This window comes from Bacillus sp. FSL R5-0585, from assembly GCF_038004545.1.
GTDB classification, from domain to species: Bacteria; Bacillota; Bacilli; order Bacillales; family Bacillaceae_G; genus Bacillus_A; species Bacillus_A cereus.
This window is the reverse complement of sequence record NZ_JBBORJ010000001.1, coordinates 1704624-1718421: the sequence shown is the minus strand read 5'-3', so window position 1 is coordinate 1718421 and position 13798 is coordinate 1704624. Positions and strand designations below refer to the sequence as shown.

Genomic DNA, 13798 nt, shown 5'->3' with positions numbered 1-13798 from the left:
AGTTTTTTTCATTAGAATCCCTATATAAAAGTAGTCGTAAGTTATTTGTTTAGCGAAGTTATTTATTAGAAAAATAATCAATTGCCTGAATAGAAAGTTCTAATGATTTTATTCTTCTTTCTAAAAGCGTTCTTTGAGGACTCCCAAGCTTTGACTTAACGTAAATCTTTTCAATTGATGGAAGCAAACCAATTAGAACATTACGAGCTTCTGCTAAATCTTCCTGAGTATAATGATGAGTTTCTTGCTTCCAAACACTTTCTAACATAGCTAAGCCGATACTAGCTGCTTTGAGTCTTTTTTTCACTAAAGTAGTATTTGATCCTTTTTGAGTCATCTGTGATAAGGCATTTTCAAGTTTACTAATTGTTGACTGTAAAGATTTTATTGATTCTACTTTATCTATATTTGATACGTTTTTCATGTTAATGTTATCCCTTCTACGTTGCTAACTTGTTTTGTTTAATGTTAATGAAATCCTTAAAAGCTTGATTTCACTCGAAATATTTTAACATAAATAACTAACTGTATTCGAGTTGGACAATAACTTAAAGTAAAACAGCTATTCCTCTCTCCTCCCCTGTATCATTCTATTATATGTTCTTCTTTCTTCTCATTAGAATTCCTATATAAACTAGTTGTTAATATTGAATGTTTTATGAACAAAAAAACGTACAAGTAATGTAACCTGTACGTTTTCGCTTTTATTCAGTAAGGTAATAAAGTAATAGCTTCCTGGTCTTCTCATAACTTATGAAATCTCTATACAAAATGGGATAATTCACAATTTCTGTTTCTAGAAAACGATATTGCGGAAACCACTCGAAAAACGATTTTCTTAACCACTTTATTTGTTGAAACGTAATGTTCTGTTCGTTTCCATTTAGTACAGAATTTAAAGTAGCTGCTGTATGCATCCAATAATGATTAAAATTAGCGTTCATACAATCATCTTCGGTAAATTTACTTTTTAGGTCTCGCTGCAATTTTGCTGTAGCACGATAAGGAAACGGTTTATGAAGTGGACTATGCATTTTCTGCAATTCCTTAAAAATAATTTGTTTTCCTAACTTCAACTTTCACCTCCTTTATTTCTCTATCCAATTTAATAAGTTTTCATAATGATATTGAGCATCGATATACCCAAGATTATATAGATTAACAAGCTTTTCCTTATTTCTTTCTATTCCGCTTATAGGAAGCTGTACACTTGGTTGAATTACATAAAAATTATCTTTTTGTTCTTCTCGATTCATATAAGATATCGTCTCATTATAACAACGATAATGGTCTACTAAATTCTCTGCGATTTTCGGATATTTTCTATATAAAATTTTAGCCAGGCCTGAAAATTTATTCCGCTGCTTCTCATATCCTTCTGGCTTTGTCATAATTACAACGTTCTTTTCATAACCATCAGTTTGAGCTTTTAAAACTGGTATAGGATCTATAATTCCTCCATCTAGTAATTTTCGATTATCATATTCTACAGCAGGTGCTATAAACGGCACAGAGCTAGATGCACGAATGATTTTTAAAATATCATTTCCGTGTTCTGCTTTATTATAATAAATGGCTTGTCCTGATTCGCAATCAGTCGTCCCTATAACAAACTGTTCATTACAGTTTAAGAAAGTTTGAAAATCAAATGGTACAATTTTATTAGGTACTTCATCAAATAAAAAATCCATTCCGAATAATTCACGTTTTCGAATTAAGTTTCGATAAGATATATACCTGTAATCTGATACTAGCTCTGTATTTACTTTCTTATTTCTACCTTTTTGACGTGACAAATAGGTTGCTCCCATACAGGCTCCAGCTGATACGCCGACTACATACGGAAAGAATAAGTTCTTTTCCATGAAATATTCGAGTACACCTGCAGTATATAAACCTTTCATTCCTCCACCCTCTAATACTAAACCAATATTCTTCATGCTATATCCCTCTGCTTCTTTTTTCTTAATTTCATATTAGCATAAGATTTTAAGATGAGGTTATATAAACTAATTACAACAATAACCAGAAACTACTAAAGTAATGTCATAATATCTTTGTGAGTAACATGTTACAATATAAGTAATTCATTCCACATATATTAAAGGAGGAATTTAATATGGGTTTATTTAGCGGTATTTTAGGAAATGCATCAAATACAAGTTCTGAAAGTGTAGAACGTGATTTAGAGAAGATTATGCTGGACGATGAAAAAGTAGAGCATGCTTATAAATTAATTCGTGATCTAATCGTATTTACAAATCGTCGTCTTATTTTAGTAGATAAACAAGGAGTAACTGGCAAAAAAACAGAATACCATTCTATTCCTTATAAAAGTATTACACAATATAGCATCGAAACGGCTGGGCATTTTGATTTAGATGCAGAACTTAAAATTTGGGTGTCTAGTATGGAGGATCCAATTACGAAAGAATTTAAAGGTGACGATAGTATTTTAAGCATTCAAAAAGCGTTAGTAACCTTTACGACAAAGTAGTGGTTTTTTGTATTTTTATTCATTTTTAAAATTACTAACCCGATTATTCTGGAAGAACATACATTATTTTTGTATATTTAATCTGAAATGACATAAAAAGGTAAAGCGTATTTTATATGCTTTACCTTTCTTTTTTGTAATAAATAAGTGTAGTTTCATCATTTAATTTCTTTATAACTTCTGTTCTTTTATACTCCATCTTTTCATACAAAAAACAATTTTTCTCTTCTTCTAAAATAGTAGCAAGTTCCCAGCTCGTTGCTTCAGGAAACATTTCCTCAATTAATGTAAGTACCTTTTGGGCAATTCCTTTTCCTTGATAACTCGGGTGAATAAACATTGGACTGATCCAAAATTTAGAGGGTGTTTCTTTTTGTGAAATGCATATCGCTCCAACAAGATTCATTGCCACTATTATTTTATAGAAGCCACCGTCTACATGATTTATTCTACAAATAGTTTTTTCGATAGTTTCATTTGCTGGATTTGTTTCATAGTCTTTATATTTATGTAATAAAGGGCTAAATGAGTCTATTTGTATTTGAAATATAACTTCTGCATCACTTTCTGTCGCCTTCTCTAATGTAATCTCCATGTTACCAATTAAGTCGCTTTCTTAACGAGGTAATATGAGCGGTATGATGACGACCATGCCATGCATATAGGCCTATTGCAACAGCAAGTTTTGTTTCACCAGTTTCAGGATGGTTAAATGTCTTTTCTAAATCTTCAATTTCTAGAGAATATAAAAGGTTAACCCATCTTTTATGTAATGAATCTAGCATTACTAGTGAAACATCTACCGGTAATTTTGAATCGGGTAACTCTGCCCACTTCTCTTCTTTATACGGCTTAATAGTTGGATTCTTTTCTGTCAGTGCTAATTTAAAGCGTATGTAGCTATTCATATGGCTATCAACAACGTGATGAACAACTTGACGGACAGTCCACCCTCCAACTCGATATGGTGTATCTAACTGCTTCTGATCTAAATCTTTAATTGCCTTTGTTAGTTCATTAGGTAAATCTTCAATTTCTTGAATCCATGTATCAATCATTTCTTCAGTTATAGGACGTTTGTATGTAAATTGGCCAATTGGATAACGTAAATCATTCATGAATAAGTCCTCCTTATTATAAGCGCGAAGTATTTCTCCAAATATAGTGTACAAACTTCACATGTTCTCCATGTAATTCTACAGATGTTATATCTGATTCGTTTTGGTAAGAAGAAAATCCGCTTTTTTCTAGTACAATTTGTGATGCGAGATTATTAGTCGTTGTTTTAGCATGAACTTCAGTAATTTCATTATTTTTCGCTACATCTAAAATTAATTTTACGGCTGCTGTTGCAACTCCTTTTTTAGTGAATTTTTCTCCGACCCGATACCCGAGCGAACTAATTCGAGTTTCCGTATCTATATCTACTAAATTAATTCGCCCTACAATTTCTTTTTCTTCATTACGAATTAAATAAAAATAAGAATCTCCATCCGCTTGTTCTATTAATAAATCGTCTAGTAGTTTTTTGAAATATTCAAATTCAAAATATTTTGAGCCACGATTTGGTACCATTGTTTCAAAAAAAGATTTATTCGTAAGTTCAAACGTAAATAAATCCTTAGCATCTTGTTTCTTTAGTTGCTCTATGTATATTTCCATCCCGTATTCTCCTTCTAGATTTACTAACTGTTATACATTCTTTTTTAATCAATTATATTCCTGCTATTACTTTCGATTAAGTAATACAGATAGTAGCACTTTCGGATGAAAAAGATGAAATGGACTACGAATTAAATTCATCACTCGTACTAACCGAATATAAACATCAGAATTACTTGCGGATAGTCGATATATTTGTTTCGTATACCATAGCTGAAATTTTTGTTTTGTAGTTAATTCTCTCTTTAGTTGCGGATGACGTGATATTTCCGTTGTTGTCATATCCCAAGGGGTTTCTATTATAGTAGCTGCCTTTTTATAAAATTGTTGTGTAAATGTTTTATCAAGTTGTTTTCTATCTTGCAAAAGTAATTGCAATTGGTGAGCCTCCATAGCAGCAACTGATACGCCTTGGCCAAAAACGGGATCAAAACGACATTGCGCATCTCCAATAACTAATAATCCTTCTGGTACATCATTCACTAAATCAAATCGCCGGCGTACTTGATAAGGAATTTTGTATGTCTTTATATCAGTAATTCCCTCGGCCTTGTTTAGGAAATCTGTAACATTAGAAATTGATAGGTTTTCAGCAAAATCATAAAACTCATCATCTGTTTGTGGTGCTTTCTCGTTTGCGTATCCACTGAAAGTAACAAAATAACGATTATCTTCTATCGTTTGAATAAGAACGCCATAAGGGTTATCAGGGAAACTCGGAGACATTAGCATATTACAACAGTCTAACTCCTCATTTTCTTTAAGTTTGAACATTTTCGTTGCGTAAAATAAATCAATACGAACTTTCTCTTCTTGTACTTCAATTTCGTATTCTCGTAGCCACTCTATACTTTTCGAGCCAAATCCACTCGCATCAACTACAAGATCCGCATGAACTTTTTCTTGTGTGTTTGTCTCTAGATATTTAACTTTTACTCCACACACTTTGTTAAGCTTTGCATCTACCAATAACCCTTTAACCAATGTTTCATATTTAATAGTAATATTTGAAATTTGATGTATTCGTTTTTGAATATGCCATTCTAGCAAAGGACGACTTTGTTGAATCATATGTACTTCCCCTATGAATGGCTGTTTCCATAAACCAAATTGATGCCATTTTAAATCACGAGTAAAGTTATTTACGATACTACCTGCTTCTATTAATTCATTCGTAATATTAGGAAACAATTCTTCAATTGCGTTTTCCCCACCTTTTAATAACACGTGAGGATGATTACTTTGTGGAACTCTTTTTCTCGAAGACTTTCCATCCCACCTTTCACCAGCTTCTATAATGATTACTTCTTTAAAAGAAGTTGATAATGCTTTTGCTGCAAACTTTCCTGCCATACTTCCACCAATAACGATAGCCTTATTAAACATATTTTCCCCCTTAATAAAAAGAGATCCTGCCTTGTATGAATGAAACAGGATCTTAAACTAATTAACTTCTTTATCATTATACTTAAAATACATCAGTAAATTGCAACATTAAAATTAAAATACCTAATCCCCATACGTAATACGCGAATACTTTTAAAGAGTGACGTTTTAAATATTGAATCATCCATGAAACGGCTATGTATCCAAAAAACGCTGCTGATAACGTTCCGACAATTAAAGATGTACTAGAAATAGATTCTGCTTTCCCTTGAAAAACGTCTACAAATTGCAAAATGATAGCTCCAACAATGGCTGGTGTCGATAGTAAAAAAGAAAAGTAAGCAGCAGTTTCACGGTCTAATTTTCTCCATAATGCAGCGACAATTGTCATTCCAGAACGGGAAATGGCTGGAAAAATAGCAGCAGCTTGAAATGAACCGATAATTAATGCGTCTTTATATGTTATGTCATCCATTTTTTTACGACCATTCTTTTGTTTATCTGCCATGTAGAGAAAGAATCCAGTCACTAAAAACTCCCAACCGATCGTGATTCCTGTTTTTGAAATATCTTCAAAGAAGTCTTTAAACAATAAACCAATAACAACTGCGGGTATTGTCCCAACGATAAGTAATAACATGAGCTTTGAAAATGGGTTTTTAATTAAATATATAAATTCTTTTTTGTAATAAATAAAAACCGCAAGTAAAGTCCCAATATGCAGCATCGTATCTAAAAATAAGCCAGCCTCATCTAATCGGAACAAATGCCTTCCTAAATAAAGATGTCCGGTACTACTGATTGGTAAAAATTCTGTTAAACCTTGAATTATACCTAGTATGAAAGCTTCTAACCAATTCATGATGGTCTCCTTTCTCTTTTGCTTGTACCAATATATGAGGGTTAAATTTTCGATATGAAAAAAACTATATTTCTCTATGAATTTACTTTTTATTTATGGATATATATGTAAAGAGGGTTAAGGAGGGTTATTATGTGGAAGCACACAAAATTCGGTAATGTATTACTTTGGGTGGGCCCTATCCTTGTATTTTTAGGACTATGTATGACAAATGTTATTTCAGATATTCCTTTCTTTGAGGGAAAACATAAAACGGTTGGTATTGTACTTATATTTATAGGTGTAATCTGTTTTGTTGCTGCTAATCATTTGAAAAAAGGAGAAAGATATGAAGAATAAATCTAAATAAAAAGCAATCCTTGCATATTAGCTAGGATTGCTTTTTATTAATGTTGATTATTTGTAGAATACTTTATCAACGTTATATTTCGCTTTGTATTCATTAATGATATATGTTTCGTAAATTTCTCTTTCTGTTGGATCTTCTACGATACATGCATCAATGCGGTATACTTCATCACGGTGATTTTTAATTGGTGAAACATTATCTTCAAAATGCTTCTTAATACGTTGTCTAATTTTACGAGCTTTACCTACGAAAAGAAGTTCGTCATTAATATTGTAAAACATAAAAATGCCGCCTTTATCTCTAGGGAACAAGTGGAAATCGATAAATCCATTAATTGGAGTAATGATTGGCTCGTCTCCTTTAATAACTTGTTTACGTTCAGTAATTGAAACATCAGCTTCAGGAATATTAATTTTAATCAAGTTCATTCACGTCCTCTTTTATTATAAAGATAAATAATAGCATACATAAGTAAGAAAAGCTATGTTCAGAGGCATATTTCATTTTATAATTCAAATATTATAGGTGTATCATGTAAACTTTTCTTCCAAATCATATGATCACTGGATTCTCCCCAGTAATCTTTCAATACATAGCTAGGTTTTCCAAACTTTTTTATCCATATACTTTGCGCATTTTTATATCCACTATCTAAACAATATTCTGTTATCCCTCTGCTAAGTAATGTAAGAAACATTGTATGTAGTAATAAACTCCCTATTCCCTTTCTCTGATACTCCGGAAGTATGAATACAGTTCCTATTTCATACAAATTTTTAAGTACACCACCTGTACAACTATTAATCAATGTACTTGCTGGACCGATTTCGATTGTTCCAATGATTTTATCGTTACTTGTATCAATTGCTAATAAAAAGTAACGACTTTCTCCGTTACTATCAAAATCACTTTTCAAATAATGCTTTTTTGAGTTAATTTCATTTTCTATGTCATCTAATAATTGTGACAATCCTTCATTTTTGTATGTATTCGTAATAACTATACGGAAAAATAAATATAGTTCATCTATATCATTCAAATTCGGTCTTCTAACTGCAACGTTAGTCATGAATTCAATCTCCAATCCTCATTATGCCATTGTCAATACAACACTTTATATAATCTATTCATCATTATTCTGCAAAAACCTGCATAAATCCAACAGTATAGAAAACTCATTATAAATATTGATAAAATAATTTTTATATCCATAGTTGTATGAACAGCAGGACCAAGTACCGGAAAACGGAAAACATCGAGAACGATCATAATACCAATAAGTAGACAAGTTGCTGAAAAGGAAACAATCCAAATTCTCCTCTTTAATTTTAAAAAAAATACTCCTAAGGCTAGACCTAATAAGCCTGTAGTAAAAGGAAAGACAATTAGTTCACTGGGCTCAATAATAAATAATAGAAAAATAGTAAGAATATAAGAAAGTATTCCCTCACGAATAGAATAGAAAATAGCAAAAAAAATCGGTAATGTCGAAAATGGACTAATGAGCAAACCTATACCAGGAACTAAGTTCCCAGCTGCTTGAAACATGGTGGCCAATGCACTCATCAAAGCTGTAAGTACTAACTTATTCGCAAGGGACAATTTTCTTTTATGAACAAAGCTCGTATCATGTTCTATCATCAGTTGATACCAATAACGTACAAACCAATTCATCAATATCTCCCCCTAAAGATGCCTCATTCATTACTTTCTATATTATTCATACACTAGTGGTTTATGAGCTGCTTTCTGCTTGTTATGAATTACTATATAATAAAAGACTTTTAGGGGGATAAATTGTGCGTTTTGAAACAAAATAAATTCCTTGGATTATTAAACTACGAGTGTGTATCGTATCAGGGAATAATTTCAAAAATGGTACCTTTGTTAAAATCAGTTACTTTCATAGAACTGTAAACTCCTAAATATAATTTAGTTTGATCCGAATTTGTTCCTAAACTCATATAATAAGCTGCTTGCGTACCAAAATCATAATTGGTTTCAATAGCATAAAAGTCAGCATGTTTACCGTCTGTACCTGCTCTAGTATAGGCTAAAACACCCTTAATTGGAGACTGGGATTCTCCTTTCTTGGCAAGGTCAGTAAAAACAACGCTACCTGTTAAATTTGGAATTGCATTTCCCATATATGGCTGAACTCCTGTAAGTGAAGTTCCTCCAAACTTATCTGTTCTAGAATCTTTATGAAAATAACTAAGTAGAGGCAGAATACGCTTCACTGAAGTTTGTATTGTTTCATCATAATAAACCATCGTTCTCTCATCCAAAGTCTGATTCTCAGAACAATGTCGTATAAAAGAAGTAGGTAAATCCCCTTCCCATCCTCGCCACCCAAAATTGATAAACCCATCTTGATTGGGAGTTAACCTCATAAAATGCATTTGAACAAGTTCTGTTACCGGTATAGGTTTATATTGAACAAATGAAAAAATAGACTCTACAATATCTTGTCCGACATTTCCGGCGTATTTGATATATTGATTATAAAACCTTTGAAATGAAATGCCGGTTATATTACGTACTCCTTTCGCAATTACTGTAAGTGTTTCTTGTATAGATAAAGGAAGTTCATTAAAGCGTGTAACTACAGGAGGGTTATTTATAAATGTATTTTTACTTACATCGATTTCAATTATTTTTCCTGCTATTTCTAAATCATCTTGGCTTAAATTAAATGGATCATAACCTGATCCACCATCTCCATTTGTAAAAACAAGTTTTCCAGTCTCAGGTGAAAAGTTTAAACTATTGACTCCGTTATGATTAAAAAATGGTCTTCTTACATTCAGTAATGTTCGTCGCTTTTGAGCTTGACCATTAGATTGTAAAGTCCATTCTTCCACTGTATCAATGTGATCATATTGCGTATTTCTATTAACCCACTTCAAATTTAACGTTTTAGGGTCACAAGGATTCGGTTTAAATTGTTCAGAAAGTGCACCTGGTCCTTGAGTTCCGGCTACTGAATAATGAAGATAAAATAACCCATTTTGATAAAATTGTGGATGGAACGCAAGTCCTAGCAATCCGCGTTCATCATAACCGCTACTAGAAACACCTTCTTCAAATGTACCTAATTTAATAATTAGGTGACGAATATCTAAAAATGTCTTTATAACTCCGTCCCCTATGTAAAAAATCTCTCCTAATTGAGTTGCGATAAATAGTCTTTCGGTCGATTCACCTGGAAGTATCGTTGTTTTCAATACAGTTGGTAAATTTATATTATGAACAATGGGTCGTAAACTAACTTTAACTTTTGTCAATTAACTGTACACCCCTTTTTCTTCTTTTTTATAGAAGAATATGATTAGAGTAGTTCTGTTAGGATCAAATAAGTCGTATTCCTTTTTATTACAATTTTGTATATAATATAATTATAAATAATATGGGGGACAAACTATGATAATCGTACTACAAATCATCTTACCACTAATTTTCGCAGTCTATTTATTTACCCTCTATCATAACGGGACGTATGGATCAGCTTCATTCATTTTAGCAGTCATGATAGGAATTTTCGGTTTAGAGAATATTTTTCAGCATGCTAGTCTAACAGATCATGCTATTTATCCATATTGGGGAAGTTTGAAGGCTGTTGTTATCGTTTTATCAGTCGTATTTTTATTTAAAAAAGGTGGTTTAACAGGAAAATATTGATTTGTAATGCGTTACATATTTTCTTGTTAAATTGCTTTTATTTTGTAAAAGAAGAAATATTTATGTGAAAACAAGAAGGGATGTGTTACATATGTCTATAAATATTATTTCAATAATCTCTATCATAATATGGATTGTGTTAATTACAGAACTTATAAAATCTTCAAAAGAACAGAATGGACGAAAAATAGTAACTTTAGTAACTGCTGGTTCCGTATCAACACTTATTTTGACGGTTTCATTTATTCAAAATATCCCGTTTTGGAATTGATAGTGATATTCATAACAAAAATATGTATAAATAAAAAGATTAGGATTCACTCCTAATCTTTTTATATTTTGAGGTAGCACCATATGCCCAGCAAGCTAAGGTCTTGGAGTAGCCCCTAAACAAAATTTGAAATTTTTCTAAAGTTATTTATGTGAATTTAACTCATTTTCAGGAACATATGTGGTCCTTTTACAATTTGAATTTCTTTTTAAGCTTCTTATATTTTCTATACGAACGTCTAACAATGTTTAACATAAAATACGGTACTTTAATAGGGAAAGGCAATTTATATATGAAAGGAAAATAAAAGGTGAAATATGCCTTTTCTAGGTCTCTCCACTTACTATCTTCTTTTGTTTTTAAGAAATCAGATACATCGACTACATATCCCCTTCCTTTTTCCATCATCACATTTTTCCCGTGAACATCACAAGGAGTTAATCCCTGTTCTCTCGCATACTCTAAAGCCTTATTGATATCAAGTATTACCTGCTTAGGAATTTTAATCCCCTTATGAATAGCATCGTATAAGGTAATTTCTTTTAAACGTTTCAATACTATGAAATTTTCTCCTTTATATATAAGCTTTGAATAAGAAGGATGATTTCCGATTCTTCGGTATACTTCTGACTCTTTTTCAATTCCTTCTCCTTCTCGCACGTAAACTTTCACTACCCAATCTTTGTATTCTTTGTGCATGAATACTGCGGCATAATTACCTGTTCCTAAACACTTCCAAAGTCTAGGAATATCTTTAACTACTACAGGCTCGAATTCATTCTCACTTCTGATACTTACCTCTTTTAATAATTCGTCATTTATCAATCCCACAAAACTATTTATACTCATCATTCCCACTCCGGTTTTGCTAAAAGGGGGCCCACCCACATTTTAACGAAAATATACACTAAGCGAATTTTAGCATAAAACGAGTCATCTTTCTTCTTAAAATAAAAAGCTAACTCGTTTTATTTAAACTGTTGAATACTTAATATTTATTCCGTTATTCATAGTCAAAAACCGTACGATATAAAAATATTTCTAATTATTTTCATTTTTTCAGAGTCAACTGTATAGGGCTTTTCTTAGTACAAATTCTCTTCATTCATTACCCATGCCAAATCTATAAAACATTGTTTAGAAGTGTAGCAAAGGTTTGTTAATGGTTCAATTCTTGTTCCACTACTATCTTTGTTAGCTAAAACTTTTATTGTTTTAATAGTCTTTTGTTTAATTCCCACAATGCTGTTTTGTTGCTATCCCATTTCAAAAGCGTTACTGCTTCCTCAAAGCATAACCATTTATAATTAAAGTGTTCTTTAGATAATGATATGTTTTTTGTAGGGACTTTAACTCCAAAAGAAAATTCTTTTATTACATAAACCTCTTCTCCCCAAAGGAATCCTCCAACTACATCCTCTACTGGTAGTGAAGACACAGAATCTAATTGTATATATGGACATTCTCTTGTAATACCAGCCTCTTCAAACGCTTCCCGTTTTGCTGATTCAATAGGAATCTCACCGTCTTCTCCGCCACCAGCTATTCCTTGCCAATAACCATAATCACTTCGGTTAAAAATGGCATATTGAATAGAATAGGCAGTTTTTATATAAGGAAATATCAATACTTGATATGACGCCCTCATTACTTAACCTCCTCTCAAAAATAAGTTTTAAATCAATATGAATAAAGAGCCGCCATCACAATTCTACATTATTAATGCAGGTTTATAATGTCGGCCCTCTATTTTTAAATAATTTTATTTTTCATAAACAGGCTTACTCTTAACAGAGGAAAAACTGATTATTTCTTGTCGAATTTGTTTAGCATGGTTTTTCCTAAATGTTAGCAGTACCCTATATTATTCAATTGCGCCAGCAACATCATAATCATTTAAATCTAATTCAATCGTTTGTCTGAGCGCTAGTTTAGCAAGTTCCGCTCCTAGATATGGACCAGCTGTTAAACCCGAAGCCCCTAATCCATTCGCAACGAGAATTCCTTCAAAGTTAGGTAGCGGTCCGATAACAGGTAAGAATCCTGGTGTAAATGGTCTGAATCCAACTCTCGTTTCAAGCATTGTAGCATTTTCTAAGCCAGGTGCAACTGCTAATGCCTTATGGAATACTTCATGTAAACCACCAGCTGTTACACGATGATCGAAACCAGTATCATTCTCATGTGTTGCACCAATTACGACATGACCATTGTCAAACGTTAAAATATATTGATCGTTTGGTGGCATAACAACTGGCATATTTTCTGTTGCTGTATTCTCGATTTGCAGATGAACAATTTGTCCTTTTTGGAATGTAACTAAGAAATTAATTCCTAATGGTTTCAAGATTTCATTCGCCCATGCGCCTGCAGTTACAATAACCTTTTCCGCTAAAATTGTTTCATCGTTTACTGTAACTCCCGTAATATGATTTCCTTCACGGACTAATATAGCATCGCCTTTTATGAAAGTTGCACCATGTTTTTTCGCAGCACTTATTAATGCATTGCGTAATAATCTCCCATTTACTCGTGCAGCACCACTAATATGAACAGAACTATATTCGTCTGATAATGCTGGGAATATTTTTTTTGTTTCTTCAGCTGATAAGCGAGTGATTTCACCAATCTCCGGGGCATCTTCACGTCGTTTATAAGCTCGCTCTTCCATTTGATCTAACTTTTTCTCGTCAGTATGTAAACTAATTGCACCTACACGATTATATCCTGTGTCAGTTTCACCGTCTTCTTCTAATTGCTGAATTAACGAAGAATAGTAACGTGCACCGCCTTTAACAATTTTATACCATGCTTTATTACGACGCTGTGATAACCATGGACATACAATTCCTGCTCCTGCATCAGTTGCTTGCCCTAATTGTTGGCGATCCACGATAGTAACATTCGCACCTGCCTTAGCAAGATGATAAGCAGTAGACGCTCCTAAAATTCCAGATCCAACTACAATATACGATTTCATTTCAAACACCTTTTCTCTTTTGCTAAGTATATAAATATAAGAACATTCCTTAGTATAATGGAAGGAATGCTTTTTTCAATGTACTCATCACAATTAATTGTTGCAGCATT

At 32.4% G+C, this 13798-nt stretch carries 19 protein-coding genes; 4 read left to right on the top strand and 15 right to left on the bottom strand.

The annotated features are described in order from the left end of the window. Window positions 1-58 precede the first annotated feature (58 nt). From MKY38_RS08925 to MKY38_RS08915, 3 genes are all read right to left on the bottom strand, one after another. Entirely contained in the window at window positions 59-424 is a 366-nt protein-coding gene (locus MKY38_RS08925) for a hypothetical protein (protein WP_000800305.1), read from the bottom strand. Between the two features lie 280 nt (window positions 425-704). Continuing rightward, window positions 705-1076: a YxiJ-like family protein gene (locus tag MKY38_RS08920; RefSeq protein WP_070180171.1), complete on the bottom strand. Its 372-nt coding sequence runs from the start codon at window positions 1074-1076 to the stop codon at window positions 705-707. 12 nt (window positions 1077-1088) lie between these two features. Beyond that, window positions 1089-1940: a patatin-like phospholipase family protein gene (locus tag MKY38_RS08915; RefSeq protein WP_065224913.1), complete on the bottom strand. Its 852-nt coding sequence runs from the start codon at window positions 1938-1940 to the stop codon at window positions 1089-1091. A 179-nt stretch (window positions 1941-2119) separates the two neighbouring features. On the opposite strand from MKY38_RS08915, the gene MKY38_RS08910 reads away from it, so the two are divergent. Next, window positions 2120-2497 (top strand): PH domain-containing protein, encoded by a 378-nt coding sequence (locus MKY38_RS08910; protein WP_000522472.1) that lies wholly within the window; start codon window positions 2120-2122, stop codon window positions 2495-2497. Between the two features lie 121 nt (window positions 2498-2618). Here MKY38_RS08910 and MKY38_RS08905 read toward each other — a convergent pair whose 3' ends face one another. The 5 genes from MKY38_RS08905 to MKY38_RS08885 form a co-directional block, all read right to left on the bottom strand. Continuing rightward, the gene (locus MKY38_RS08905; protein WP_070180172.1) at window positions 2619-3092 is read right to left on the bottom strand and encodes a GNAT family N-acetyltransferase; all 474 of its coding nucleotides are present in this window, start codon (window positions 3090-3092) and stop codon (window positions 2619-2621) included. Window position 3093: 1 nt separating this feature from the next. After that, window positions 3094-3615, bottom strand: coding sequence for a YfiT family bacillithiol transferase (locus MKY38_RS08900; protein WP_000999070.1), 522 nt, complete (start codon window positions 3613-3615; stop codon window positions 3094-3096). A gap of 16 nt (window positions 3616-3631) precedes the next feature. Continuing rightward, window positions 3632-4159 (bottom strand): GNAT family N-acetyltransferase, encoded by a 528-nt coding sequence (locus MKY38_RS08895; protein WP_070180173.1) that lies wholly within the window; start codon window positions 4157-4159, stop codon window positions 3632-3634. A gap of 66 nt (window positions 4160-4225) precedes the next feature. Continuing rightward, window positions 4226-5545, bottom strand: a complete 1320-nt coding sequence (locus MKY38_RS08890; protein ID WP_065224909.1) for an FAD-dependent oxidoreductase — start codon at window positions 5543-5545, stop codon at window positions 4226-4228. A gap of 82 nt (window positions 5546-5627) precedes the next feature. Continuing rightward, the gene (locus MKY38_RS08885) at window positions 5628-6407 is read right to left on the bottom strand and encodes an undecaprenyl-diphosphate phosphatase (RefSeq protein ID WP_001104298.1); all 780 of its coding nucleotides are present in this window, start codon (window positions 6405-6407) and stop codon (window positions 5628-5630) included. Between the two features lie 132 nt (window positions 6408-6539). Here MKY38_RS08885 and MKY38_RS08880 point away from each other — a divergent pair, with 132 nt between their 5' ends. Further along, the gene (locus tag MKY38_RS08880) at window positions 6540-6746 is read left to right on the top strand and encodes a hypothetical protein (protein ID WP_000265477.1); all 207 of its coding nucleotides are present in this window, start codon (window positions 6540-6542) and stop codon (window positions 6744-6746) included. Window positions 6747-6803: 57 nt separating this feature from the next. On the opposite strand, the gene MKY38_RS08875 is transcribed toward MKY38_RS08880, so the two are convergent. From MKY38_RS08875 to MKY38_RS08860, 4 genes are all read right to left on the bottom strand, one after another. Next, complete coding sequence (locus MKY38_RS08875) at window positions 6804-7184, bottom strand: nucleotide excision repair endonuclease (protein ID WP_001048941.1); 381 nt, start codon at window positions 7182-7184, stop codon at window positions 6804-6806. Window positions 7185-7261: 77 nt separating this feature from the next. Further along, complete coding sequence (locus MKY38_RS08870) at window positions 7262-7825, bottom strand: GNAT family N-acetyltransferase (RefSeq protein ID WP_065224908.1); 564 nt, start codon at window positions 7823-7825, stop codon at window positions 7262-7264. Window positions 7826-7857: 32 nt separating this feature from the next. After that, window positions 7858-8430 carry a hypothetical protein gene (locus MKY38_RS08865; RefSeq protein WP_065224907.1) on the bottom strand — a complete coding sequence of 191 codons (573 nt, stop codon included), beginning with the start codon at window positions 8428-8430 and terminating at the stop codon, window positions 7858-7860. 182 nt (window positions 8431-8612) lie between these two features. Next, window positions 8613-10043, bottom strand: a complete 1431-nt coding sequence (locus tag MKY38_RS08860; protein WP_137072414.1) for a PQQ-dependent sugar dehydrogenase — start codon at window positions 10041-10043, stop codon at window positions 8613-8615. 136 nt (window positions 10044-10179) lie between these two features. Here MKY38_RS08860 and MKY38_RS08855 point away from each other — a divergent pair, with 136 nt between their 5' ends. Both MKY38_RS08855 and MKY38_RS08850 read left to right on the top strand, forming a co-directional pair. Then, window positions 10180-10437, top strand: coding sequence for a hypothetical protein (locus MKY38_RS08855; protein WP_065224905.1), 258 nt, complete (start codon window positions 10180-10182; stop codon window positions 10435-10437). Window positions 10438-10528: 91 nt separating this feature from the next. Beyond that, window positions 10529-10708, top strand: coding sequence for a hypothetical protein (locus MKY38_RS08850; protein WP_065224904.1), 180 nt, complete (start codon window positions 10529-10531; stop codon window positions 10706-10708). Between the two features lie 189 nt (window positions 10709-10897). Here the strand turns inward: MKY38_RS08850 and MKY38_RS08845 are convergent, their stop codons facing one another. The 3 genes from MKY38_RS08845 to MKY38_RS08835 form a co-directional block, all read right to left on the bottom strand. Then, window positions 10898-11557 carry a serine/threonine protein kinase gene (locus tag MKY38_RS08845; RefSeq protein ID WP_065224903.1) on the bottom strand — a complete coding sequence of 220 codons (660 nt, stop codon included), beginning with the start codon at window positions 11555-11557 and terminating at the stop codon, window positions 10898-10900. Window positions 11558-11915: 358 nt separating this feature from the next. Then, window positions 11916-12356 carry an NUDIX hydrolase gene (locus MKY38_RS08840; protein ID WP_065224902.1) on the bottom strand — a complete coding sequence of 147 codons (441 nt, stop codon included), beginning with the start codon at window positions 12354-12356 and terminating at the stop codon, window positions 11916-11918. A 216-nt stretch (window positions 12357-12572) separates the two neighbouring features. After that, on the bottom strand, window positions 12573-13688 hold the full coding sequence (locus tag MKY38_RS08835; protein ID WP_341048724.1) for an NAD(P)/FAD-dependent oxidoreductase: 1116 nt from the start codon (window positions 13686-13688) through the stop codon (window positions 12573-12575). Window positions 13689-13798 lie beyond the last annotated feature (110 nt).

Coding starts and splice junctions, on each gene's coding strand:
- MKY38_RS08925 (WP_000800305.1), bottom strand. CDS start 424: ATGAAAAACGTATCAAATATAGATAAAGTAGAATCAATAAAATCTTTA.
- MKY38_RS08915 (WP_065224913.1), bottom strand. CDS start 1,940: ATGAAGAATATTGGTTTAGTATTAGAGGGTGGAGGAATGAAAGGTTTA.
- MKY38_RS08910 (WP_000522472.1), top strand. CDS start 2,120: ATGGGTTTATTTAGCGGTATTTTAGGAAATGCATCAAATACAAGTTCT.
- MKY38_RS08905 (WP_070180172.1), bottom strand. CDS start 3,092: ATGGAGATTACATTAGAGAAGGCGACAGAAAGTGATGCAGAAGTTATA.
- MKY38_RS08900 (WP_000999070.1), bottom strand. CDS start 3,615: ATGAATGATTTACGTTATCCAATTGGCCAATTTACATACAAACGTCCT.
- MKY38_RS08895 (WP_070180173.1), bottom strand. CDS start 4,159: ATGGAAATATACATAGAGCAACTAAAGAAACAAGATGCTAAGGATTTA.
- MKY38_RS08890 (WP_065224909.1), bottom strand. CDS start 5,545: ATGTTTAATAAGGCTATCGTTATTGGTGGAAGTATGGCAGGAAAGTTT.
- MKY38_RS08885 (WP_001104298.1), bottom strand. CDS start 6,407: ATGAATTGGTTAGAAGCTTTCATACTAGGTATAATTCAAGGTTTAACA.
- MKY38_RS08880 (WP_000265477.1), top strand. CDS start 6,540: ATGTGGAAGCACACAAAATTCGGTAATGTATTACTTTGGGTGGGCCCT.
- MKY38_RS08875 (WP_001048941.1), bottom strand. CDS start 7,184: ATGAACTTGATTAAAATTAATATTCCTGAAGCTGATGTTTCAATTACT.
- MKY38_RS08870 (WP_065224908.1), bottom strand. CDS start 7,825: ATGACTAACGTTGCAGTTAGAAGACCGAATTTGAATGATATAGATGAA.
- MKY38_RS08865 (WP_065224907.1), bottom strand. CDS start 8,430: ATGAATTGGTTTGTACGTTATTGGTATCAACTGATGATAGAACATGAT.
- MKY38_RS08855 (WP_065224905.1), top strand. CDS start 10,180: ATGATAATCGTACTACAAATCATCTTACCACTAATTTTCGCAGTCTAT.
- MKY38_RS08850 (WP_065224904.1), top strand. CDS start 10,529: ATGTCTATAAATATTATTTCAATAATCTCTATCATAATATGGATTGTG.
- MKY38_RS08845 (WP_065224903.1), bottom strand. CDS start 11,557: ATGAGTATAAATAGTTTTGTGGGATTGATAAATGACGAATTATTAAAA.
- MKY38_RS08840 (WP_065224902.1), bottom strand. CDS start 12,356: ATGAGGGCGTCATATCAAGTATTGATATTTCCTTATATAAAAACTGCC.
- MKY38_RS08835 (WP_341048724.1), bottom strand. CDS start 13,688: ATGAAATCGTATATTGTAGTTGGATCTGGAATTTTAGGAGCGTCTACT.